Origin of the sequence: uncultured Devosia sp. (assembly GCF_964244875.1) — a bacterium.
Lineage (GTDB): Bacteria > Pseudomonadota > Alphaproteobacteria > Rhizobiales > Devosiaceae > Devosia.
Genome location: NZ_CAXTKA010000002.1, coordinates 199,466 through 222,017 on the forward strand (window position 1 = coordinate 199,466; position 22,552 = coordinate 222,017).

Sequence of the window (22,552 nt, forward strand, 5' to 3'; positions counted from 1 at the left end):
AACCAAGCGCTTCCCGGAGGTTTTCGGGAAGCGCGTCCATTGCGGCTCGAGAACTTCTGATGAAGCTTGTCGAAATCAGCGAACTGACGGTCAGCTTCAGCCAGCATGGCGGTGACGTAGCGGCCGTCCGCGGGGTCAGCTTTCATATCGACGCCGGCGAAAGCCTCGGGATCGTGGGCGAGTCAGGCTCCGGCAAATCGGTAACCTGCATGGCGCTGCTGCGCCTTTTGGGCGGCAATGCCAATATCCGCGCCAAATCGATGATCCTGGATGGCGTCAACGTGCTGGACGCCGATGCCGAGAGCCTCGCGCAAGTGCGCGGCCGATCCGCCGCGATGATTTTCCAGGATCCGATGACGGCGTTCGATCCGGTGTTCACCATCGGCCACCAGATCGTGGAAACCATCCGGGCGCATCGCCAGACCGGCAAGCGCGCCGCCTGGACCGAGGCCGAGCAGTTGCTGGTGCGGGTGGAAATCAAGAATGCGGCGGACGTGCTGAATTATTATCCGCACCAGTTATCTGGGGGCATGCTGCAGCGGGCGATGATCGCCATGGCGCTGTCGTGCCGGCCCAAGGTGCTGATCGCCGACGAGCCGACCACGGCGCTGGACGTGACGATCCAGGCGCAAATCCTGCAATTGATCAAAACCGTGCAGGCCGAGTTCGGCATGGCGTTGATCATGATCACCCACGATCTGGGCGTCATCGCCGAAACGGTCGATCGGGTGCTGGTGATGTATGGCGGCCAGGTTATGGAAGAAGGGCTGGTGCAGGACATTTTCGATGCGCCCCGGCATGCCTATACGCAATCGCTGCTGGCGAGCCTCAAGGCGGGGGCCAGCAAGCCGGAGGGTGTGACAGCGACGAGTGCCGAGGTGCCGGCGCTAGAATTGCGCGGGCTGTCCAAAACTTATCGCGTGCATCAGGGGCGTGGCCTGTCGCGCAAGTTTGCCGATTTTCGTGCGGTGCGTAGGCTCGATTTGGTGTTGCCACGCAACAGCATTGTGGGGCTGGTGGGCGAATCGGGGTCGGGCAAGACCACAACAGGCATGATGGCGCTGCGGCTGACCGAGCCTAGCGGCGGGCAAATCTTGATGGATGGCAGCGATATTTCCAAGTTGGCGCCGGCAGCGCTCAAGGGCTTCCGCCGGCGCCTGCAAGTGGTGTTCCAGGACAGCTATTCGGCGCTCGATCCGATGATGACGCTGGCGCAAATCGTGGCCGAGCCGCTGCACATCCACGGCATTGGTTCGGGGCGGCGGCAAGTCGAGACGGCGCTGGACTGGCTGGAAAAAGTTGGGCTGCACCGCAGTTTCGGGCAGCGGTATCCGCATGAGCTTTCGGGCGGGCAACGGCAGCGCGTGGCGATCGCGCGGGCGCTGATCCTGGGTCCGTCGGTGCTGATCGCCGATGAGCCGACCTCGGCGCTCGATGTGACGGTCAAGGCACAGATCATCGGGCTGCTGAAGGATTTGCAGCGCGAAATGGGGCTGTCGATCCTGTTCATCAGCCACGATCTGGGGACGGTGCGCACGCTGACCGACAGCGTCGTGGTGATGTATCGCGGGCGCGTGGTCGAGCAGGCCCCGACGGCGCGGATTTTCGCCGACCCGCAGCATCCCTATACGCGCGCCTTGCTCGACGCGATCCCGGCGAGCAATCCGCGCGACAAGCGGGAGCGCACGTTTCTGACGGCGGCCGAAATCGAGGCGGCGACGCCGCGCTATACGGTGATCCAGACCGGGGCCGCGCCCAATCTCGAGCCGCAACTGGTCAGCATCGCACCCCATCACCTGGTTGAAGCGGTGGTCACAACATGAGGGAGACCGCGCCATGATGATGTATATCCTGCGCCGGCTGGTCTCGATCGCGGTGACCTTCGTTGCCGTATCGATCCTGGTCTTTTTGATGATGCACGCTATTCCCGGCGGTCCGTTCGACGGCAACGACATGCCGCTGTCAGCGGCGACGCGGGCCAAGCTGATGGCACGGCTCGGGCTCGACCAGCCGCTGCATGTGCAATATCTCAACTATATGTGGGGTGTGCTGCATTTCGACTTCGGGGTGCCCTATCAAAGCCCGGGCGAGACAATATTGGGGTTATTGTCACGCGCCTGGATTCCCAGCCTGGTGCTGGGCGGCGCCGGCGTTTTGATCGGGGCGCCGCTGGGCATACTGCTCGGCATGGCGGCGGCGCTGAACCGCAATACCTGGATCGACTACCTGGCCTCGACGTTTGCCACGCTGGGGCTGACCATTCCGGTATTCGTCATTTCGCTGCTGCTGATCCTGGTGTTTGCGGTGTGGCTCAATTGGCTGCCGGCCAGCGGCTGGGGCAAGCCCGAGCGCTGGATCCTGCCCATCATCGCCTATGCCGCCATTCCGCTGGCCACGTATGCGCGCTACACCCGCTCGGCCATGCTGGATACGCTGAACCGGCCGTTCGTAACCGTGTTGCGCGCCAAGGGCTTAAGCGAACGCCGGATCATCTTTGAGCATGTGCTGCGCAATTCGGCGATCCCGCTGATCACGGTGTTCCTGCCCATGTTCATCGGCACCGCCACCGGCTCGATCTTCGTGGAAGCCATGTTTCGCATTCCCGGGCTTGGCGCTTATTTCGTGTCCAGCATCGAGACGCGCGATTATCCACTGGAAATGGCGCTGATGCTGATGATCACCATGATGTATTGCCTGGCCTACCTGGCATCCGACATCGCCTATGCGCTGCTCAATCCGCGTATTCGCAGCGGGGGCATGCCATGAGCGCAGAAACCCTGGTGCCGCAAAGCGTTGCCCCACGATACCGGCAGCGCAATCCCTTGTATTTCGCCTGGCGGCGATTTCTGGGCAACAAGGCGGCGGTGGTGAGCGGGGGCGTCCTGCTGGTGCTCATCCTGATGGCGATCCTGGCGCCGTTGATCACGCCGATCGCGCCTGAAGCGCAGGCTTTTTTGACGGAGGCGCTGGCGTTTCCATCGGCGGCGCACTGGTTCGGCATCGACGATCTGGGGCGCGATTTTTATAGCCGCATCGTTTATGGCGCGCGGGTGTCGCTGACCATCGGGTTTTTCGCCGCCGCGTTCAGCGTTTTGATCGGCATTCCGCTGGGGGCGCTGGCGGGATATTATGGCGGCAAGCTGGATTGGCTGATCATGCGCATCATCGAGTTGTTCTCGGTGGTGCCGCCGCTGCTGGCCGCCATGCTGCTGGCGACGCTGACGCGGGGCGGGTTCTTCACCATCGTTTTAATTGCGGCGCTGTTCGGCTGGGTCAATGTGTGCCTTTTGGTGCGGGCGCAGGTTAAGTCGTTCCGGGAAAAGGAGTTTGTGCGCGCGGCACAGGCGCTCGGGGCCTCGCCCTGGTACATTATCCGGCGCCATCTCATCCCCAATTCGATCTCGCCGATCATCATCGGCTTCGTGCTCGCGATCCCCCTGGCGATGATGCTGGAGGCGAGCCTGAGCTTTCTGGGAATCGGGGTGCCGCCGCCGACGCCGAGCTGGGGGCAGATGATCAATATCGGGCTCGATTTCATGTTCTTTTACTGGCACATGGCGGTTTTTCCGACCGCGGCGCTGGCCATTACCGTGCTCGCCACCACGCTGTTCGGGGACGGCTTGCGCGATGCCCTCGATCCGACCTTGAAAGGGCGTTGAAGTGTCTGAAAACCTGGCCCGGCAATTCCTCATTGCCGAGGATGTCGTCTTTCTCAACCATGGCTCGTTCGGGGCCTGTCCACGGCCGGTGTTTGCCGCCTATCAGGACTGGCAGCGCGAACTGGAGCGCCAACCCGTTGAATTTCTTGGACGAAAACTGACCCAGTACATGGCCGGCCCGCGGGTGGTACTGGCGGCGGAACTGGGAACGAGCGCGGACAATATCGTGGGGCTGACCAATGCCACGGCCGGGCTCAACATCGTGGCGCAATCGCTCGAGCTGAAACCGGGCGATCAGATCCTGACCACCGACCACGAATATTCGGCGCTGGAAAAGACCTGGGCCTATGTGTGCCGCAAGACTGGCGCAGAGGTGGTTAGTGTTAGCGTTCCGTTACCCCTGACTACAGCAAAGGCCTTCACCGAGACGCTGGTCGCGGGCATGACGGAGCGTACCAAGGTGTTGTTCCTTAGTCATATTACCTCGCCGACAGCATTGCTGTTTCCGATCGAGGCCGCGATTGCCGAAGCGCGCAAACGGGGCATCTGGAGTGTTATAGACGGGGCGCATACGCCGGGGCATATCAAACTCGACCTAGAGGCCATCGGGGCGGACTTCTATGCCGGCAATTGCCACAAATGGATGATGGCGCCCAAGGGGTCGGCGTTTCTTTATGCGCGGCCAGAACTGCAGGGGCTGCTCAATCCCTTGGTGATTTCGCATGGCTGGACGGCGCAATCCAAAGAGCCGGGCGCGGTGGGCGCGTTCGGCAATTCCCCGTTCATCGACGAAATCGAAATGCAGGGCACGCGCGATCCGGCGGCGTGGCTGGCGGTGGGTGCGGCGCTGGACTATCGGCGGGAGAACGACTGGTGGGATGTGTCCGCCCATTGCCAGGCGCTGGCGCAGGATACGGCGCGACGGCTGGCGGCGATCACCGGCCTTGCGGCGCTGAGCAGCCCGGAATTCTGTGCCCCGCAAATGGTCGCCATGCCGATCCCGGACTGCGATGTGGATTGGCTCAAGATTGCGCTGATCGAGCAATATAGTATCGAAATCCCGGTGTTCCGCTGGCAGGATCGCTGCATCGTGCGGGTATCGGTGCAGGGGTATAATTCCAAGGGGCAGATGGATGTGTTGATCGACGCGCTGAGCAACCTTCTGGAACTCCACGAAAGCGCCGCCCGCCTGGCTTAGTTCCGGGCTGACAGGCCGGCAGAACTATGATGAATGTGCCGGCGTCGGCATGGTGCCGATTTGAGGAGAACCAGGCCGTTGAACCGGGGTGCAGCGCTCAGCTATCTCGTCTCTCTGGAAACCCGTACGCGCGGCGTTGCGGTGCTCGACGCGCTGGCGGCGATGATCGAAAGCGCCGGGCTGACCATCGGCGACCGCTTGCCGCCCGAAGTGTCGCTGGCCGCCACGCTGGGCGTCGGCCGCTCGACCATGCGCGAGGCGCTGAACCGCTGGGAGGGGCTGGGCATCATCAAGCGCCGGCAGGGTGACGGCACCTATCTGACGGCGCGGGTGCAGACCTCGCGCGGGCTGGTGCCAACCATGGTGCGGCTGGAGGGCGAGGCGCTGCTGCGGCTGATGGAAGTGCGTCGGACGCTGGAAAACGACGTGGTGCGCAAGGCGGCGATCGCGGCAACGCCAGGCCAGCGCGCCAAAATCGGCCGGCTGTGCACGGTGCTGCTGATCGAGGTGGATGCCGGCCGGGCGTGGCGCAAGGCGGACCATGCTTTTCACGGCGCGATCTACGACGCCTCGGGCAATCCCATGTATGGGCAGATCCTGGCCAATCTCGACCATGCGCTGGAGCGCGGCGGGGATTCACCATTCGGCGCCGACGCGTTCGGGCTGGCCTCGTTTCCGCTGCACCGCACGCTGGCCGACGCATTGGTGGCGAGGAATGTCGATGGAGCGGTGGCGGCGATCAATGCGATACTGGATAGCGTCGAAAATGAAGTGAAGGCGATCGTGGCGGGTGGAGTGGTTTAGGAGGTGTTTGTCGGCTTGCCTGGGGAGGAGCGGAGGTATCGGGGCTGGGAGAACCCCCACCTTGATCCTCCCCCTGGAAGGGGGAGGTGTTGACTGGGGCGTTTTGCCAAGGGGCTTGATGGCGGTTCCCCGGAAGGGGCTGATGAATGGCTGGCACGATCCTGGCGGGGTCACAGGGCGGCTCCTCCCCCTACCAGGGGGAGGTTGGGCTGGGCTAGCGGCCGCCTTCGATCTTGCGGTGGCGCTGGTTGATGCCGCCGGTGCCGTAGGGGTAATCGGACATTTGCGGCTTGCTGACTTCGCTCAATCTGGCGATTTCCTCGGGGGTCAGCACGAGGCTGGCGGCGGCCAGGTTGTCGGCGAGCTGGTCGCGCGTGCGGACGCCCAGGATCACCGAGGTGACGGCCGGCTGGGCGGCGAGCCAGGCCAGGGAAATCTGGGCCGAGCTGATACCGCGGGCCTTGGCGATATCGGCGACTGCCTCGATCACCTGCCAGGTGCGCTCCTGGGCATTGCGGGGACCGTAGGATTCCGAGCCGCGATTGGGGTTTTCGCCCAGGCGTGTCGCGCCGGTCGGTGTTTCGTCGCGCTTATATTTGCCGCTCAGCCAGCCCCCGCCCAAAGGCGACCAGGGCAGCAGGCCGATGCCGGCGTCCTGGGCGGCGGGGATGACCTCATGCTCGATGTCGCGCACGAGCAGGTTATATTGGGGCTGCAGCGTGACCGGCGCGGTATAGCCATTGGCCTTGGCCATCCAGACGGCCTTGGTCAGTTGCCAGCCCAGGAAATTGGAAAAGCCGTAATAGGCAATCTTGCCGTTGCGTACGCTATCATCGAGAAAGCGCAGAGTTTCCTCGAGCGGGGTCAGCGCATCCCAGGCGTGCATCTGGTAAAGATCGATCTGCTCGACCTGCAGGCGGCGCAGCGAATCGTCGAGCGCCCGGCCGAGATGGCGGCGCGACAGGCCGATATCGTTAGGGCCCTTGCCCATGGGGAAGCGGCCCTTGGTGGCGATGACCACCTGCTGGGCCTCCGCCTTGTGCGCCTTGAGCCAGCGGCCGACGATCTCCTCGGAGGTGCCGGCGCTATAGACATCGGCGGTGTCAAAGAAATTGCCGCCGGCGGCGACATAGTCGTCCATCATCTGGCCGGAGGTGGCCTCGTCGGATTCGGCGCCGAAGGTCATGGTGCCTAGGCAATAGGGGGTCACGATCGCGCCGCTGGGGCCGAGTTTGCGGTATTCCATAATGTGGTTCCTTTGAGGATGTTTTGAAATGGGGTCGCCAATGCCGCGTCGCTGCATCCAGGAAGTGGATCAGATTATTGACGCTAAGACGGCTTCTTGTCGGGCCGGGCGAGAAATGCGGTACGTACGGCAATAGTGCACCTGGAGGGAATGCGAAGCAAGAGGCTGGGCCTTATCATCAGGCGTGCGGCCAACCCCTCACCCTGACATTTCTGCTGAACGCAGAAATGTCTGTCCCTCTCCCTCAAGGGGCGAGGGTTGGCTACGAGTTCAACCTCTCTGTCGAGTTCTCCTTCTATCCTGGTGTGAGCAGGTGGCGCGCAGCGGCGAACGAGAAGGCTAGGCGCCGACAGCCGAGCGCAGGGCGTTGCGGTATTGCAGGGGGGCGAGGGCGTATTTGCGTCGGAATGCCTTGGCAAGATAGTTGGCGTTGGCAAAGCCGGTGGCGCGAGCAATGGCGACGATGCTCATGTCGGTGGCGAGCAGCAGGCGCTCGACCCGTTCGAGCCGGCGCTCCAAAACGAAGGCGGATGGGGACGTGGCCAGGGCGGCGGAAAACTGGCGCACGAAATGGGCGCGGCTCATTTGCGCGACCCCGGCCATGCGTGCGACATTGAGCGGGCCGGCGAGGTTGGCATCGACATAGGCCGTGGCCCGGGCGATGGCGGCGGGCAGCGCCGGCCGCGGTTCGGCCCCGGTGCTGAAGACGCCATCGTGCAGGGCGACAATGGCGCTGTAGGCGGCGCCGGAGGCCTGGCCCGGCAGGATGGCGGGCTGGTCGATCAGCGCCAGACATGCGGCGGCCAGACGGTCGATCACCCCCTGGGACAGGGTGAGGACCGGGCCGGCCACGTCGATCACCGCGCGGGCGATGCGCAAGGCCTCGCGACCGTTGAGCACGATCCAGAAATATTCCCAACTCTGGCCGCGTTCGAGCCAGTAACGATGGGCATGGGGCAGGCTGAGCAGCATGGTCTGGCCCGGCGTCAGGCGATGTTGCACCCCGGCGAAGTCCAGGCGCCCCTGCCCCGCGACCGTGTGTTGCAGCACGAGGAACGGCGCCGTGCCCCGCTGCAAGCCATCCCAGGAATAGACCTCGTTGACGCGCTGCTCGTAGCCGGCGCTGATGGCCATGGCGTGCAGCGGCACATCGCTTTTCGGCAAGCGCAGGACACTCAGCTTGTGGCCATAGGCGATCAGATCATGAAGCACAAAATTACCCGCCTGCGCATAAGTTTTCTCTACACCGGTTTGCCGGGCACGGCTAGACAGGAGGCAAGAGCAAGCCTGCAAGGGAGTTTCAATTGGCCTTCAAAGTTACCATTATCGGCGCCGGCTCGGTCGGCTTCACCAAGACCCTGATTTCGGACCTGCTCAAGGTTCCCGAATTTGCCGATTGCGAGTTCGCGCTGACCGATTTGAACCAGCACAATCTGGACATGGTGCACCAGATCATCGCCAAGATCGTCGAGGTCAACAAGCTGCCCGCCAAGGTCACGGCGACGACAGACCGGCGCGCCGCAATCACTGGCGCGCGCTATGTGATGAGTTGCGTGCGCGTGGGCGGGCTGGAGGCGTTTTCGTCCGATATTTCGGTGCCGCTGAAATATGGCGTCGATCAATGCGTTGGCGATACGCTGTGCGCGGGCGGCATTCTGTACGGGCAGCGCAATATTCCGGTGATCCTCGAATTCTGCAAGGACATTCGCGAAGTGGCCGAGCCGGGCGCGATATTCCTCAACTATGCCAATCCCATGGCGATGAACACCTGGGCGGCCAATGCCTATGGCGGGGTGCAGACCATCGGGCTGTGCCATGGCGTGCAGCACGGCGCGCATCAGATTGCGCAAGTGCTGGGCGTGGCCGACAGCGAGCTGGACTATGTCTGCTCGGGCATCAATCACCAGACCTGGTATATCGATATCCGCGCCAAGGGGCGCAAAATCGAAAAGAACGAGCTGATCGCGGCCTTCGAGGCGCATCCGGTGTATTCCAAGCAGGAGAAAGTGCGCATCGACGTGCTCAAGCGCTTCGGGGTCTATTCGACCGAGAGCAACGGGCATTTGAGCGAATACCTGCCGTGGTATCGCAAGCGGCCCGAGGACATCGAAAAGTGGATCGACATGAGCGACTGGATCCATGGCGAGACCGGGGGCTATTTGCGCTATTCGACCGAGCGCCGCAACTGGTTCGAGACCGATTTCCCGATGTTCCTCGAACAGGCAGCCAAGCCGCTGGACCAGCACAAGCGCACGTCCGAGCATGCCTCCTACATCATCGAGGCGATGGAAACGGGACGGGTCTATCGCGGGCATTTCAACGTGCGCAACAATGGCATCATCACCAATCTGCCGGAAGATGCGATCATCGAAAGTCCGGGCTTCGTCGACCGGTTCGGGCTCAACATGGTGGAAGGCATCACCCTGCCGCTGGCCTGCGCCGCAACCTGCTCGGCCTCGATCTCGGTGCAGCGCATGAGCGTGGAAGCCGCGATGACCGGGGATATCGACATGCTCAAGCTGGCCGTTTTGCACGATCCGCTGGTTGGCGCGATCTGCACACCGGACGAGGTCTGGCAGATGGTGGACGAGCTGGTGGTGACGCAGGCGCAATGGCTGCCGCAATATGCGGACGCGGTTCCAGCGGCGCAAGAGCGGCTGGCCAAGGGCACGGTGGCGACCAAGGACTGGGAGGGGGCGGCGCGCAAGCGCGTACGTTCGGTGGAAGAGCTGCGCGAGGTGGTGGGCGGGCATCACTGATAGACAAAAGGCCATTAGGAGCTTATGGTACGCAAAGGTAGTACCTTTGGATAACGAGGCTCCTGATGGCCGTCTCTGTCAAACTCGACGATGATATGAAGGACCGCATCCAGTCGCTTGCCGAGAGCAAGCGACGTTCGGCGCATTGGATCATGCGCGAGGCAATCCAGGAATATGTAAGCCGGGAAGAGGCGAGGCGGAGCTTTATTGCAGATGCCGAGGAGTCTTGGCGGCATTTCCAAGAAACCGGATTGCACGTTACAGGCGAAGAGATGGACGCTTGGCTTTCAAGCTGGGGCACCGATGAAGAATTGGATGCTCCGGAATGCCACACCTAAAATATTCGGCCGAAGCTCTTGCAGCAGTACGGCGGTTTCACAGTTTTCTCGCGCCGAAGAATCCTAGGGCGGCCAAACGTGCGGGCGAGACCATTCGAGATCATTTGCGCTTGTTACGCCTGACACCCGATATTGGACGGCCAATAGAAGACACGTCGCTTCGTGAACTCATCATACCATACTCGGACGGCGGCTATATCGCGCTGTACCAGCACGACATAGCGGCCGATACGGTGTTCGTTCTGGCAATCCGCCACCAAAAAGAAGCGGGCTATTGAACGCCTTGGGAGGGGCCATGGGGCAATCGCATTTCGTTATCGTCGGCGGGGGGACTGCGGGGTGGATCGCGGCGTTCGTCATTCAGGACGAGGCACGGCGCAAGGGGCTGGATGCCAGGATTTCGGTGGTGGAATCGTCCAGGATTCCGACTGTCGGGGTGGGCGAGGCGACGACGGCGGCGTTTCGCGTGTTGCTCAAGCATTTCAAGATCGACGAGTTCGAGTTTTTTCGCAAGACCGATGCCAGCTTCAAGCTGGGCATTCGCCATGAGGACTGGCGGCGCAAGGGTTATACCTATTACGGGCCGATCGATGATCCGCATCAGGTGGTGACGCCGCCGCCGGGTGCGCCGGCGGACTATCTCAATGTCTATGCGGTGGCGGCGGGGCGGGCGGTGCAGGAGATGCATCTGTTCCAACCGTTGCTGGAGGGGAAGAAGGCGCCTTATGCGCGCAAGGCCGACGGGTCGCTGATCCCGCTGGGCCCGTTTCACCACGCTTATCATTTCGACCAGGCACTGGTGGGCAAGTTTTTCGCGAGCAAATCCCAAGGCGTCGACATCGTCGATGCGACGGTGGCGGGGGTGGAGCGCGATGGGGAGAGCGGGCTGATCACGGCGCTGATCCTGGACGACAACCAGCGCCTAGAGGGTGATTTCTTCATCGATGCGACGGGGTTTCGCAAGCAGATCATCGTCAAGGAACTGCAGGCGCCATGGATTTCCTATGCGCACGAATTGCCGGTCAACCGGGCGCTGCCGTTCTGGATCGACATCAAGCCGGGGGCGGAGCTGGCCAATTACACAAGGGCCTGGGCGCAGAGCGCGGGCTGGATGTGGCAGATCCCGACGCGGACGCGCTATGGCTGCGGCTATGTGTATTCGGATGAATTTTCGACACCCGAAGAGGCCAAGCGCGAGGTCGAGCGCGTGCTGGGGCACGAGATCGAGGTTCGATCCGATATCAAGTTCCAGATCGGGCGGCTGGAGAATGCCTGGATCGGTAATTGTATCGCGGTGGGGCTGAGTTCGAGTTTTCTCGAGCCGCTGGAGTCCACATCGATCCACGGCACGATCGTGCAGATGATGCTGTTCGCGCAGAACTATCTCAAGGCGCCAGCGGAAATGACGGACAAGGATCGGGCCGACTACAATGCGCGGGTCGGGCGGCAGGTGGATGATTTCCGCACGTTCGTGAACACCCATTATTGCGTGGAGCGGGACGACACGCCGTTCTGGCGCGAGGTCAAGGCGAGCCGCATTCACCCCGAGACCCGGGAACGGTTGACTCGCTGGCAGAGCCGGATGCCGCGGCATGAGGATTTTCCGAGCTACCTGGGCGGGTTGCCGCATATCGAGACGCAGTTGCACTATCCGGTGCTGAGCGGGCTGGGGCTGCTCAACCAAGACGTGGCGCGGCGGGAGATGGACCGCGATCCCAAGCTCAGGCGCTTTGCGCAGGAGACGTTCAACGCGCTGGTGAAGGAATATCGCGCGGCGGCGGTCCAGGCGCTGGGGCATGCGGAATTTTTGGCTGCCGTGCAGGAGATGGCGTGAGCGATCTGATGCCGTTCGTCCTGGCGGTGCTGGCGCTGCTCGCGGTGCCGGGGCCGACCAATACGCTGATGGCGGCGGCCGGCGCCAGCCGGGGGGTGTTGGGATCGCTGCCATTGCTTGCGGGTGAGCTGGGTGGCTATTTCATCGCGATCACAGTCTGGACGGAGATCGTCGGGGCGGCGGCGAACACTCAGCCGCTGGTGCCGGCGGTGGCCAAGTTCGTCGCGGCGGCGTTTTTGCTGTGGTCGGCGTGGAAATTGTGGCGTGCGGCGGGATCTGCGGATGGGGTGCAGCGGGGGATTACGCTGGGGCGGGTGTTTGCGACGACGCTGATCAATCCCAAGGGACTGGTGTTTGCGTTTGCGATTTTTCCGACGGTGGGGTTTGTCGGGAGGCTGTCGTATCTGGGGGTGTTTGCCGGGTTGGTGGTGGTCACGGCGATCGGGTGGATGACGTTGGGGATGGTGGCGGCGCGATCGTCGCGGGGGGTGTTGACATCGGCGCGGGTGGAGCGGGTGACGGCGGTGGCGCTGGCAGCGTTTGCGGCGGGGTTGGTGGTGCAGACGGTGCAGGGATTGCTGGGGCATTGAGTGCCCGACCTCGTGGTTCGAGGCTCGCGAAGGGCTCGCACCTCACCATGAGGTCTCCGAGAGTGAAGCTCGCGTAGCAGCCTAATCTACAGTAGCCCTCATGGTGAGGTGCGCCGCTTGGCGCCTCGAACCACGAGGGCGTGGCACGATGCTACCAAAAACCAATCGGCCCCGGTGCTTGCGCATCGGGGCCGTTTTGCAGACAGGCAGGGCTAATCCACGGTCGCTCAAGCGACTTTTTGCTTAAGGGGGCTGCGGGCCCATTCGGGGAGCCAGGTGCCGTGGGCGGAGGTGAGGTCGTCGACGAGGTTCCAGATCTGTTCGAGATCCAGCTCGGCAGCGGTGTGGGGGTCCATCATGGCGGCGTGGTAGATGTGCTCGCGGTTTTGGGTCATCAGGGCCGCGACGGTGAGTTCCTGCACGTTGATATTGGTGCGGATCAGCGCCGTCAGCTGCGGCGGCAGATCGCCGATGAACGTGGGCTGCAGGCCGCTGTCGTCGACGAGGCAGGGCACTTCGACGGCGGCATTGTGGGGCAGATTGGTGATGACGCCGTTGTTACGCACATTGCCGTAGATCACCGAAGGCTCGCCGGTCCAGACCGAGTTGACGATGGAGGAGGCGTATTCCTTGGACTGCTTGACCTCGATGCGGTCGGCATTGCGGTAGTCCTCGGAGGTCTTTTTCCACTTGGCGATCTGCTCGACGCAGCGCTTGGGATATTCATCGAGCGGAATGCCGAATTTCTCGATCAGGTCCTCGCGGCCTTCCTTGATGAAATAGGGCGTGTATTCGGCGAAGTGCTCGGAGCTTTCGGTGACGAAATAGCCCAGCCGGGTCAGCATTTCGTAGCGCACCTTATTGGGGCAGCGCGGGTTCCAGGTGGGCTTGGGCGCGCGGCCTTCGCGGTAGGCGCGGACCAGGTCGGGATAGAGATCGCGATAGGAGCCGTCGGCCTGGCGATGCTCGAACTTGAGGTAGAAGGCCATATGGTTGATGCCGGCCGAGCGATAGCGGATTTCCTCGTAGGGAATATCGAGATCGTTGGCCAGTTCCATGGCGGTGCCCTGCACCGAATGGCAGAGGCCGACCTGCTTGATGGTGGGGTATTTTTCGGCAATGGCCCAGGTGTTGATGGCCATGGGGTTGACGTATTGCAGCATGACCGCGTCAGGGGCGACCTGCAGCATGTCCTCGCAGATGCTCCAGAGATGGGGCACGGTGCGCAGACCCCTCATGATGCCGCCGACGCCCAGCGTATCGGCGATGGTCTGGCGCAGGTTGTACTTTTTCGGCACGTCGAAATCGACGACGGTGGAGGGCTCGTAGCCGCCGATCTGGAAGCAGACAACCACGAAATTGGTGCCGTCCAGCGCCTGGCGCTGGTTGGAATAGGTCTCGACGGCCGCCGAGACGCCCAGAGTGGCGATCAGCTTTTTGGCAATGACTTCGCTTTCTTCCAGGCGGGTGGGATTGATGTCCATCAGGCGGATGGTGGCGCCGGCCAAAGCGGGGCGCTGCAGAATGTCGCCGACGATATTCTTCATGAACACGGCGGAACCAGCGCCGATAAAGGTGATCTTGGGGTTTGCCATAAAATGCTCCTAGGCAGCTATTTCGAAGGCGGCCCGAACGAGCCGCCGGGTGTAATCGGTTTGCGGATTGGTCAGGACATCGGCGACCGGGCCCTGCTCCACGATCTTGCCGTTTTGCATGACCATGACCCGGTGGCAGAGAGCGCGCACGACCTTGAGATCGTGGCTGATGAACAGGTAGCTCAGCCCCTTGTCGTCCTGCAGCTTGCGCAGCAGGTCGATGATCTGGGCCTGAACGCTGAGGTCGAGCGCCGAAGTCGGCTCGTCGAGGAGAATAAATTCTGGCTCCAGCGCAATGGCGCGGGCGATGGCGATGCGCTGGCGCTGGCCGCCGGAAAATTCATGGGGAAAGCGATTGAGGATGGTGTCAGGCATGCCGGCGTCCTGCAAGGCCTGGCGCACCCTGTCGCCGCGTTCGGCACGGTTGGTGCCGATATTGTTGACGATCAGCCCTTCCTCGATGATCTGGCGGATCGACATGCGCGGATTGAGGCTGGAAAACGGGTCCTGAAAGACGATCTGCATGCGGCTGCGCAGGGGGCGCATGGCCTGGCGGTCCTTGGTGTCGATACGCTCGCCATCAAAGAAAATCTGCCCGCCCTGGTTGTTGATGAGCCGGATCAGCGCCTGCCCGAAAGTGGTCTTGCCCGAACCGCTTTCGCCCACGATGCCCAGGGTTTCGTGGCGCTGCAGCTTGATGTCGAGATCGTCCACGGCGCGCAGTTCGAAATAATCGGGCTTGAAGAAGCCGCCGCGCTTGAGGGTGAAGGCCACCTTGACGTTCTTGCCCTCGAGCACCGTCTCGCGCATATCGCCCAGGGGATTGGCCGTGCCCTTGGGCTCGGAGGCCAAAAGGTGCTTGGTATAGGCGTGGGTTGGATTGGCGAACAGGGCTTCGGTCGCATTATGCTCCTGCACGGCCCCGTTCTGCATCACATAGACATAGTCGGAAAACTGGCGGACGACGGTCAGGTCATGGGTGATCAGGATCACCGCCATGCCGTACTTGTCCTTGAGGTCCTTGATCAGGTTGAGAATCTGGGCCTGCACGGTCACGTCGAGCGCAGTGGTCGGCTCGTCGGCGATCAACACGTCGGGACGATTGGCCAGGGCCATGGCGATCATGACGCGCTGGCGCTGGCCGCCCGACAGCTGATGGGGATATTGCAAAAGCCGGGCGCCGGGATCGGGGATCTGGACTTCCTCAAGCAGGTCGCGCGCCTTCTCCATCGCCTGGCGGCGGTTCATCCTGTTGTGGAGGTGGATTACCTCGCAGAGCTGCTGGCCGATAGTATAGACCGGGTTGAGCGAGCTCATCGGCTCCTGGAAGATCATGGCGATGTCGTTGCCGCGCAGCTTGCGCATGTCGCGATCGCTCATGGAAACGATGTTCTTGCCGGAAAGGGTGATCCGGGTCTGCGGGGCAATGGTGGCGCGCTTGGTCAAGAGCTTCATGAGGGTGCGGGCGGTCACCGACTTGCCCGAGCCGCTTTCGCCGACCAGGGCGATGGTTTCGCCCTTGTGCAACTGGAACGAGACGTCCTTGACGGCGTGGACGATGCCGCCTTCGACCTTGAAGTCGACGGCGATATTGCGGGCGTCAAGGATCAGTTCGCGGCCATGGCTGCCAAGGTCGTGGCGGTCATTGGAGATGGGGGTGTCAGTCTGGCTCATGATACGCCCCATTCAATACGGATCGACGGCGTCGCGCAGGCCGTCACCCAGCGCGTTGAAGGCAAAGACGGTGATCAAGACGAACACCACCGGCGACAGGATCCAGGGATAGGAGCCGATCACCGAGAAGGTGCCGGTATCCTGCAGCATCAGGCCCCAGGAAATCAGCGGCGGCTTGACGGCAAAGCCGAGGAACCCAAGGAAGCTTTCGAGCAGCACGACGCTGGGAATGGCCAGCGAGATCGCCACGATAATGTGGCTGAGCACGTTGGGCAGGATGTGGCGGGTGATGATGCGTGCGTCGCTCGATCCCACCGCGATGGCGGCGCGCACATATTCGATGCGAGCCAGCGACAGGGTCTTGGAGCGCACTTCGCGGCTGAGCTGCGCCCAGCCCAGCACGGCCATGACCGCGATGACGAAGGTGAGGAACACATTGGAGGGCGCCGTCACCGGGATCAGCGAGGTCAGCGCCAGGTAGAGCGGCAATTGGGGGAAGGCCAGCACGAACTCGACGAAGCGCTGCACCCAATTGTCCACCCGTCCGCCCAAATACCCCGAAGTGATGCCCACTAGCGTGCCGACAATGGTGGTCAGCGTGACGACGGCAAGCGCGATCATGAGGGAAATGCGCGAGCCGACAATGCCGCGCGACAGGATATCGCGGCCGAACTTGTCAGTGCCGAGCAGTTGGATCGGCCGCCCATCGGTGGCGCCGAAGAAATGGATGTTGGAGGGGATCAGCCAGAGCACTTTGTAGGGATAGCCGGACACGAAGAACCCGGTCGGGGTGGGATTGGTCTTGTCGGCGCCGGTCAGCGGCTGGAAGGTGATGGGGTCGAACTCGCCGCTGTCGCCAATGGGATAGACATGGGGAATGAGGCTGAAGGCACCAGTGGGGTCTTCGAAGGCGATGACATCGGGCGGCGCGAACGGCAGGTTGGCTTGCTTGGGGTCCATCGGCGCGAAGAAATCGGCGAAGATGGAGACGACCAGCAGCAGGCTGACCAGGATCAGCCCCAGCATGCCCATGGGCGAGCGCTTGAAACGGCGCCAGACCAGCGTGGCATAGCTTTCACTGCCGTGGGAAAACCGGTTCTGCACCGGATTGACGGCTTCCGCGGCCGGGGTGGGCATAGCCGCGCCGGCATCGGTGGGCAGGGGAATGGAGGCGGTGGTATGGGGTTCGTGGGTCATCAGGCGTCGCCTCCGAGCCGGATGCGCGGATCGATGGCGACCAGCAGGATATCGGAGATGATGTTGCCCACGATCAGGGTGGCGGCGAGCACCAGCATGAAGGTCGCGGTAACGAAAACGTCACCCACGGCCATGGAGCCGACAATCGCCGGACCGACGGTGGCAAGACCGAAGACGATGGCCACCTCGATCTCGCCGCTCAGCATATAGGGCAGCACGACGCCCTGATAGGCGACGAGCGGATGCAGGGCATTGGGAACGGCGTGCTTCATGATCACCGCAGCTTCGGGCAGGCCCTTGGCGCGGGCGGTCTCGATATATTGGGCATTGAGCACGTCGAGCAGATTGGCGCGCATGACGCGCATGTTGTAGGCGAGGCCGCCAAAGGTGGCGATGAAGATCACCGGCCAGATATGGGTCAACAGATTGACGAACTTGTCCCAGCTCCAGGGCGCGCCGCCGTAGCGGGCGGAAAAGAACATGCCCACTTCGCTGACATTGAGCCGGAACACCAGCAGGTAGAGGATGATGATGGCCAGCAAAAACCGCGGAATGGTCATGCCCAGAAAGGACACGACGCCCAGGGCGGTATCGACCCAGCTGTATTGTCTGGTGGCCGCAATGATGCCGAGGCCAATGCCCAGAACCGAAGCCAGGATGTGGCAGACCAGCGCCAGGGCGATGGTGGCGGGAAGCCGCTCGGATATAACGTTGCCGACAGGCTTGTTGTAGTAGAGCGAATGGCCGAAATCGAAGCGGGTCAGGATGCCGCCCATCCAGTTGAAATACTGGGTGACCAGGGGTTCATCCAGACCATTGGCCTTGCGATAGGCCTCGGCCTGCACTTCGGCCTGTTCGGGGGTCGCGCCGCCCTGGTTAATGGCCATGGAGCGGATGTAGTCGCTGTAGTCGCCCGGGGGCGCCTGGATGATGGCGAAGGTGACGACGCTGAGCAGCAGCAGCAATGGAATGGCGCCCAGGATGCGCGTCGTTAGAAATCGGAGCATCGCGCCGGCCTTTTCAGTTTGATCGGTGGGCAGGGAGCAACCCCCCCTGCCCGTTGTCGTGGCGGTCAGCGGTTTATTCGCTGATCGGACCGGCGGAACCCGGAGCACCCGGAAGCGTCTGCGGGAACAGCTCATAGGCCTGCTGGCTGTCCTTGGGCACGAAGACGCGCTCACGGATGATGTTGTCCTCGGCCCAGTTGAACATGAAGACCGGGGCGCCCGCCGGGATATTGGCAAAACGCTTGTTGACGATCAGCGCGCCGGGATACTGGGTCAGGCCGACCGAGTAGACGTTTTCGGTGAAGGTGCGCTGGTATTTCTTCATCAGTTCGGCGCGTTCGGCAGGATCCGCGGAGACGATGAACGCGTTGACGTCATCGACCAGATCCTGCTCGAACGGGAGCAGATCGACCGTGCCATCGGTACCCGCCTTGTGGAAGGTATGGGTGCGCGGACCGGTGGGCGCGAGCGCCGTGGTGCTCTGGACAACGGCGACCATTTCGGCCCCCTGCCGCTCGACGTGCCAATCGAACTGGCCGGACTGGGCCATGTCGTCGCGCGCCGTGCCGGCCTGGAAGTTGGCGATGACACGGATGCCAAGGGGCTCCATCTGGGCGATCACGCCTTCGGCAAGGTTGGTATCGGTGCCGTAGTCGGTATTGGCCAGGAGGGTGATTTCCACATCGGCGCCATTGGCGGTGCCGGCGGGGAAGTTGCGGATGCCGTTGCCATCGGTGTCGGTCAGGCCAATGCCGTCGAGCAGCGCGTTCGCGGCGGCGACGTCATAGCCGTAATAGACCGTCGAGGCCTTGTCATAGAAGGTGGTGCCGGCATAAAGGCCGCCGGGATAGATGGCAGTGAACGGACCCCGCACCAGGCTGTCGCCCAGGCGCTGCCGATCGATCGCCATCGAGACCGCCTTGCGGAAGTCGAGCTGACGATTGAGTTCGCGCACGGCCTGGCCGCGCGCATCGGGTTCACCCCAGCCATTGCCCGACAGGTTCATCCGCAGGGCATAACCGATGGTGCGGGCACCAAACTGCAGGCGAGCCGGAGCGGTGGGTTCGGCGGAGCGCTTGAGCGCCTCGACATAGCTTTCGGCCTGTTCGAGGTTGGAGAAGTCGCCCGAACCGGCCACGGCCTGCACGTCGCGATCGGCCCAGGTGCTGAGGCGATATTCCAGCTCGTCGAGATAAGGCAGCTGATTGCCGTTCTCGTCGGTCTTCCAGTAATAGGGATTGCGGCGCATGACGATGATGTCGTCGGGACGGTATTCCACCGGCACCCAGGCGCCCATTACCGGCATGTTCATGTATTCGGGCGGAAAGGCGTTCTTGTACTGATCGTAGGTATTGGCGGTGTTGTATTTGGGATGCTGGGGCTTCAGCAGGTGGCTTGGCCCGGGGCAGAAGGAGTCGTAGGCCATCGCGTACAGATATTGCGTGGGCCGGACTTCCTTGAAGGTCCATTTGATGGTGTAGGGATCGAGCGCTTCAAGCGTGGTGCCGACGCCAAAGCGTTCGGGCGTCCCGGTGCCGGAGGGAACGGCGCTGACATTGGGATCCTGGACGTTGTCGTTCCAATAGAACATCACGTCATCGGCGTCGAAGGGGTCGCCGTCAGACCATTTGGCGCCTTCGATCAGGTGCATGGTCAGTTCGTGGCCGTCTTCGGACCATTCCCAGCTCTTGGCCAGGTTCGGCAGGGGCTCGAGTTCGTCGGCCTTGACCTCGAACAGGGGGCCGGTGCGCGTCAGGCATTCGGAAAGCCCGATATCGATGCCGCCCCAGCCCTGGGACTGGCCGCCGATATAGTTCCAGCCTTCGGGCCGGCCACCGATGACGTGACGCATCACGTCGCCATAGACACCGATCCCGTCGGGCATGTTGGCAGTCTTGAACACCAGGGGTTCCTTGGGCAGGCGCTCGGCGACCGGGGGAAGTTTCCCGTCGGCGACGAACTTGTCCATCCATTCGGGCTGGTGGTATTCGGGCAGCGCCTTGTATTCCTGGATGTCGGAAACGCCCACGAATACCGGCTCGCTTTGCGCGGCGAATTCGGGGGGATCGGGCAGTTCGGCAGTACCCGCCGTCTGGGCATGCGTGGCAATCAACGAAACGCCCAGCAGCAATCCGGCCCCGCCAAGGGCAATTGCATGTTTTCTCATCATTCCTCCCATAGCAACGGAACGAGATTGATCATCGCGCCGAATAGATGTTTCGGCCTTGGGTCCGTGCTTGTGATAAAATCCTTACGCCTTGCCAGCGGGTAAACAATCCGGTTTGTTAGAGACTTCTTCCGGGATTCAAAGATATGGACAAGTTGCGTGGATGAGTTGAACGCTGCCGGGGATCTGGTGCGGATCGGACGCGGCCGGCCCCCCCGCCCGACCCCGCGACCGGACCGCAAATTTTATGCCTCCGGTCGCGCCTTTGGCCGGTTCGGGGTGCGCTCGTTTCCGCCCCAGGTGATGCCCGAACCCCACAGCCATGGCCATATCGAATTCAACTGGCTGACTGCGGGCACCATGGACTACGTCATCGACGGGCGACCGATAACGATCGGCGCCGACCGGCTGGTGGCGTTCTGGGCTGGCATTCCCCACCAGACCCTGGCTCTCAGTGCAGCAACGGCGGGCAGCCGGCAGGTCAATATCTACCTGCCGGTGGACGCTTTTCTCGACATGCCGCAACTGGGCTTGCTCACCGAGACATTGATGGGCGGGGGCGTGGTGCAATTGCCTGCCGGCGCGATCGGCATCGACACACTGGATCGCTGGCATGGCGATTATCGCAGCGGCAATTCGCTGCGCACCGATATCGTCCGCGTCGAAATCGGGGCCATGTTCCGGCGCGCCGCGCTGACCGGGTGGGACCTGCTGCTGCCGGCCTGGGTGGAACATTCGAGCGCGCGCACCCGCACCGCCTCGCCGGTGCGCTATGTGGTGCGCATGATGCGCCATATCGTGGAGAACCTGAGCGAACCGCTGACGGCCCAGTCGATCGCCGACGTGGTGGGGCTGCACCCCAACTATGCCACCAACCTGTTTGCCAAGGTCATGCATATCCCGATCCAGAAGTTCGTCGTGCGCATGCGGCTGATCCGGGCGCGCTCGCTCCTGTTCGAGGGCAACCTGTCGATTTCCAACATCGCGTTTCAATCGGGGTTCAGCTCGCTGACGCAGTTCTATGAGCACTTCCGCAATGCCTATGGGATTACGCCAAGCGAGATGCGGCAGGATGTGATCGACCGGTAGGGCTTGCTCCACTTCTCCCTCGGTGGAGAGGTCGCCCCTCTTGGGTCGGATGAGGGGGCCTTTTCCGGGTTCAGCGTTTGGGAAAGGCCCCTCACCCGTCGCTGCGCGCCGACCTCTTCCCCAAAGGGAGAGGTGAAGTGCCCCTACAACCGCAACGCCCGGCCGCCGGCATCGAACAGATGCACCAAGGCTGGGTCCAGGGCGACATGCACCTGGGCGTGCAGTTGCAGGTCGGTGGCGCCGTCGAGCTTGACGGTCAAGGTTTCCCCGGTCGGCAACAGGACGTGGATCAGGGCGTATTCGCCGAACTGCTCGATGACTTCGACCGTGCCGGTGAAGTGGGCGCCGGCCGCGTCGGACAGGGCCAGATGCTCGGGGCGTACGCCCAGGCTCGCCGCGTTGGCGGCCTGGGGGTTGGCGGTGGTTATGGCTTTGCCGCCGGGCAAGGCCAGAACACTGCCCCGGGGCGTCACGGCGACGAAATTCATGGTGTGATTGGCGATGAAGCCGGCAACGAAGGTGTTGACCGGGTGGCGGTAGAGGTCGAGCGGCGTGCCGACCTGCTCGATGCGGCCGGCATTGAGCACGACGATACGGTCGGCCAGGGTCATCGCCTCGACCTGGTCATGGGTGACGTAGATCATGGTGGCATCGAGCGTATCGTGCAGCCGGGCAATCTCGACGCGGGTCTGGCCGCGCAGCGCCGCGTCGAGATTGGAGAGCGGCTCATCGAACAGGAACACCTTGGGCTGGCGCACGATGGCCCGGCCGATGGCGACGCGCTGGCGCTGGCCGCCCGACAGCGCCTTGGGCATGCGATCGAGATAGGGCTCGATCTGCAGGATGCGCGCCGCCTCGCGTACGCGCTGGTCGACTTCACCCTTGGGCGTCCTGGCGAGTTTGAGGCCGAAAGCCATGTTGTCGTAAACGCTCATATGGGGATAGAGCGCGTAGGACTGGAACACCATGGAAATGCCGCGCTGGGGCGAAGGCACATCGTTGACCACCTTGCCGCCGATGCGCACCTCACCGCCGGTGATGTGTTCGAGCCCGGCGATCATGCGCAACAAGGTCGACTTGCCGCAGCCAGAGGGCCCGACAAAGACCACGAACTCGCCCGACTTGATGGTCAGATCGACGCCGTGCAGCACCGGGACATTGCCGTAGGATTTGTGCACGCCGGTCAGTTCAACATCGCTCATCGTGGTCTCCTTCGCCTTCGTCTTTTGCCGGCCTGGTTGCAAGCCGTGCTATCCGCTCTTTCGTCCCCTCGCCCCTTTGGGGAGAGGGTTAGGGTGAGGGGTGAGATACTGGGACATCGCTCTTGCTCCGGCATCGTACCCCTCACCCGGCGCTGCGCGCCGACCTCTCCCCAGAGGGGCGAGGTGATCCTGC

General features: G+C 62.7%; 19 protein-coding genes. 11 read left to right on the top strand and 8 right to left on the bottom strand.

The features are described from left to right. Positions 1-59: 59 nt before the first annotated feature. The 5 genes from ACFE8X_RS03460 to ACFE8X_RS03480 all read left to right on the top strand — a co-directional run bounded on the left by ACFE8X_RS03460 (position 60) and on the right by ACFE8X_RS03480 (position 5,661). Positions 60-1,823, top strand: coding sequence for an ABC transporter ATP-binding protein (locus ACFE8X_RS03460; protein WP_375450059.1), 1,764 nt, complete (start codon positions 60-62; stop codon positions 1,821-1,823). Between the two features lie 13 nt (positions 1,824-1,836). After that, on the top strand, positions 1,837-2,766 hold the full coding sequence (locus ACFE8X_RS03465) for an ABC transporter permease (RefSeq protein ID WP_375450060.1): 930 nt from the start codon (positions 1,837-1,839) through the stop codon (positions 2,764-2,766). Then, entirely contained in the window at positions 2,763-3,659 is an 897-nt protein-coding gene (locus ACFE8X_RS03470; protein ID WP_375450061.1) for an ABC transporter permease, read from the top strand. The genes ACFE8X_RS03465 and ACFE8X_RS03470 overlap by 4 nt, the downstream gene beginning before the upstream one ends. Before the next feature lies 1 nt (position 3,660). Beyond that, positions 3,661-4,857, top strand: a complete 1,197-nt coding sequence (locus ACFE8X_RS03475; protein ID WP_375450062.1) for an aminotransferase class V-fold PLP-dependent enzyme — start codon at positions 3,661-3,663, stop codon at positions 4,855-4,857. Positions 4,858-4,935: 78 nt separating this feature from the next. Further along, entirely contained in the window at positions 4,936-5,661 is a 726-nt protein-coding gene (locus tag ACFE8X_RS03480; RefSeq protein WP_375450063.1) for a FadR/GntR family transcriptional regulator, read from the top strand. A 214-nt stretch (positions 5,662-5,875) separates the two neighbouring features. On the opposite strand, the gene ACFE8X_RS03485 is transcribed toward ACFE8X_RS03480, so the two are convergent. Together ACFE8X_RS03485 and ACFE8X_RS03490 are read right to left on the bottom strand one after the other, a co-directional pair. Beyond that, the gene (locus ACFE8X_RS03485; protein ID WP_375450064.1) at positions 5,876-6,907 is read right to left on the bottom strand and encodes an aldo/keto reductase; all 1,032 of its coding nucleotides are present in this window, start codon (positions 6,905-6,907) and stop codon (positions 5,876-5,878) included. A gap of 339 nt (positions 6,908-7,246) precedes the next feature. Further along, on the bottom strand, positions 7,247-8,119 hold the full coding sequence (locus ACFE8X_RS03490) for a helix-turn-helix domain-containing protein (RefSeq protein WP_375450065.1): 873 nt from the start codon (positions 8,117-8,119) through the stop codon (positions 7,247-7,249). 92 nt (positions 8,120-8,211) lie between these two features. Between ACFE8X_RS03490 and ACFE8X_RS03495 the strand changes: the two genes are divergently transcribed. The 5 genes from ACFE8X_RS03495 (at position 8,212) to ACFE8X_RS03515 (ending at position 12,428) form a co-directional block, all read left to right on the top strand. Next, entirely contained in the window at positions 8,212-9,666 is a 1,455-nt protein-coding gene (locus tag ACFE8X_RS03495) for an alpha-glucosidase/alpha-galactosidase (RefSeq protein ID WP_375450066.1), read from the top strand. Positions 9,667-9,731: 65 nt separating this feature from the next. Continuing rightward, a complete protein-coding gene (locus ACFE8X_RS03500; RefSeq protein WP_375450067.1) occupies positions 9,732-10,004 on the top strand; it encodes a CopG family ribbon-helix-helix protein in 273 nt (90 codons plus the stop codon). After that, positions 9,992-10,282: a type II toxin-antitoxin system RelE/ParE family toxin gene (locus tag ACFE8X_RS03505; protein WP_375450068.1), complete on the top strand. Its 291-nt coding sequence runs from the start codon at positions 9,992-9,994 to the stop codon at positions 10,280-10,282. Before ACFE8X_RS03500 ends, ACFE8X_RS03505 begins: the two co-directional genes overlap by 13 nt. A 17-nt stretch (positions 10,283-10,299) precedes the next feature. Then, a complete protein-coding gene (locus ACFE8X_RS03510) occupies positions 10,300-11,838 on the top strand; it encodes a tryptophan halogenase family protein (protein ID WP_375450069.1) in 1,539 nt (512 codons plus the stop codon). Next, positions 11,835-12,428, top strand: a complete 594-nt coding sequence (locus ACFE8X_RS03515) for a LysE family translocator (RefSeq protein WP_375450070.1) — start codon at positions 11,835-11,837, stop codon at positions 12,426-12,428. The genes ACFE8X_RS03510 and ACFE8X_RS03515 overlap by 4 nt, the downstream gene beginning before the upstream one ends. A 227-nt stretch (positions 12,429-12,655) precedes the next feature. On the opposite strand, the gene ACFE8X_RS03520 is transcribed toward ACFE8X_RS03515, so the two are convergent. The 5 genes from ACFE8X_RS03520 to ACFE8X_RS03540 form a co-directional block, all read right to left on the bottom strand. Then, positions 12,656-14,023, bottom strand: coding sequence for an alpha-glucosidase/alpha-galactosidase (locus ACFE8X_RS03520; RefSeq protein WP_375450071.1), 1,368 nt, complete (start codon positions 14,021-14,023; stop codon positions 12,656-12,658). Positions 14,024-14,032: 9 nt separating this feature from the next. After that, positions 14,033-15,697 carry an ABC transporter ATP-binding protein gene (locus ACFE8X_RS03525; RefSeq protein ID WP_375450072.1) on the bottom strand — a complete coding sequence of 555 codons (1,665 nt, stop codon included), beginning with the start codon at positions 15,695-15,697 and terminating at the stop codon, positions 14,033-14,035. A gap of 12 nt (positions 15,698-15,709) precedes the next feature. Next, positions 15,710-16,834: an ABC transporter permease gene (locus ACFE8X_RS03530; RefSeq protein WP_375450292.1), complete on the bottom strand. Its 1,125-nt coding sequence runs from the start codon at positions 16,832-16,834 to the stop codon at positions 15,710-15,712. 59 nt (positions 16,835-16,893) lie between these two features. Next, complete coding sequence (locus tag ACFE8X_RS03535; RefSeq protein WP_375450073.1) at positions 16,894-17,901, bottom strand: ABC transporter permease; 1,008 nt, start codon at positions 17,899-17,901, stop codon at positions 16,894-16,896. A 73-nt stretch (positions 17,902-17,974) separates the two neighbouring features. Next, the gene (locus tag ACFE8X_RS03540; RefSeq protein ID WP_375450074.1) at positions 17,975-20,068 is read right to left on the bottom strand and encodes an ABC transporter substrate-binding protein; all 2,094 of its coding nucleotides are present in this window, start codon (positions 20,066-20,068) and stop codon (positions 17,975-17,977) included. A gap of 159 nt (positions 20,069-20,227) precedes the next feature. On the opposite strand from ACFE8X_RS03540, the gene ACFE8X_RS03545 reads away from it, so the two are divergent. Then, complete coding sequence (locus tag ACFE8X_RS03545; protein ID WP_375450075.1) at positions 20,228-21,157, top strand: helix-turn-helix domain-containing protein; 930 nt, start codon at positions 20,228-20,230, stop codon at positions 21,155-21,157. 143 nt (positions 21,158-21,300) lie between these two features. On the opposite strand, the gene ACFE8X_RS03550 is transcribed toward ACFE8X_RS03545, so the two are convergent. Then, positions 21,301-22,359: an ABC transporter ATP-binding protein gene (locus ACFE8X_RS03550; RefSeq protein WP_375450076.1), complete on the bottom strand. Its 1,059-nt coding sequence runs from the start codon at positions 22,357-22,359 to the stop codon at positions 21,301-21,303. Positions 22,360-22,552 lie beyond the last annotated feature (193 nt).

Coding starts and splice junctions, on each gene's coding strand:
- ACFE8X_RS03540 (WP_375450074.1), bottom strand. CDS start 20,068: ATGAGAAAACATGCAATTGCCCTTGGCGGGGCCGGATTGCTGCTGGGC.
- ACFE8X_RS03485 (WP_375450064.1), bottom strand. CDS start 6,907: ATGGAATACCGCAAACTCGGCCCCAGCGGCGCGATCGTGACCCCCTAT.
- ACFE8X_RS03520 (WP_375450071.1), bottom strand. CDS start 14,023: ATGGCAAACCCCAAGATCACCTTTATCGGCGCTGGTTCCGCCGTGTTC.
- ACFE8X_RS03460 (WP_375450059.1), top strand. CDS start 60: ATGAAGCTTGTCGAAATCAGCGAACTGACGGTCAGCTTCAGCCAGCAT.
- ACFE8X_RS03470 (WP_375450061.1), top strand. CDS start 2,763: ATGAGCGCAGAAACCCTGGTGCCGCAAAGCGTTGCCCCACGATACCGG.
- ACFE8X_RS03500 (WP_375450067.1), top strand. CDS start 9,732: ATGGCCGTCTCTGTCAAACTCGACGATGATATGAAGGACCGCATCCAG.
- ACFE8X_RS03550 (WP_375450076.1), bottom strand. CDS start 22,359: ATGAGCGATGTTGAACTGACCGGCGTGCACAAATCCTACGGCAATGTC.
- ACFE8X_RS03525 (WP_375450072.1), bottom strand. CDS start 15,697: ATGAGCCAGACTGACACCCCCATCTCCAATGACCGCCACGACCTTGGC.
- ACFE8X_RS03530 (WP_375450292.1), bottom strand. CDS start 16,834: ATGCCCACCCCGGCCGCGGAAGCCGTCAATCCGGTGCAGAACCGGTTT.
- ACFE8X_RS03505 (WP_375450068.1), top strand. CDS start 9,992: ATGCCACACCTAAAATATTCGGCCGAAGCTCTTGCAGCAGTACGGCGG.
- ACFE8X_RS03535 (WP_375450073.1), bottom strand. CDS start 17,901: ATGCTCCGATTTCTAACGACGCGCATCCTGGGCGCCATTCCATTGCTG.
- ACFE8X_RS03465 (WP_375450060.1), top strand. CDS start 1,837: ATGATGATGTATATCCTGCGCCGGCTGGTCTCGATCGCGGTGACCTTC.
- ACFE8X_RS03510 (WP_375450069.1), top strand. CDS start 10,300: ATGGGGCAATCGCATTTCGTTATCGTCGGCGGGGGGACTGCGGGGTGG.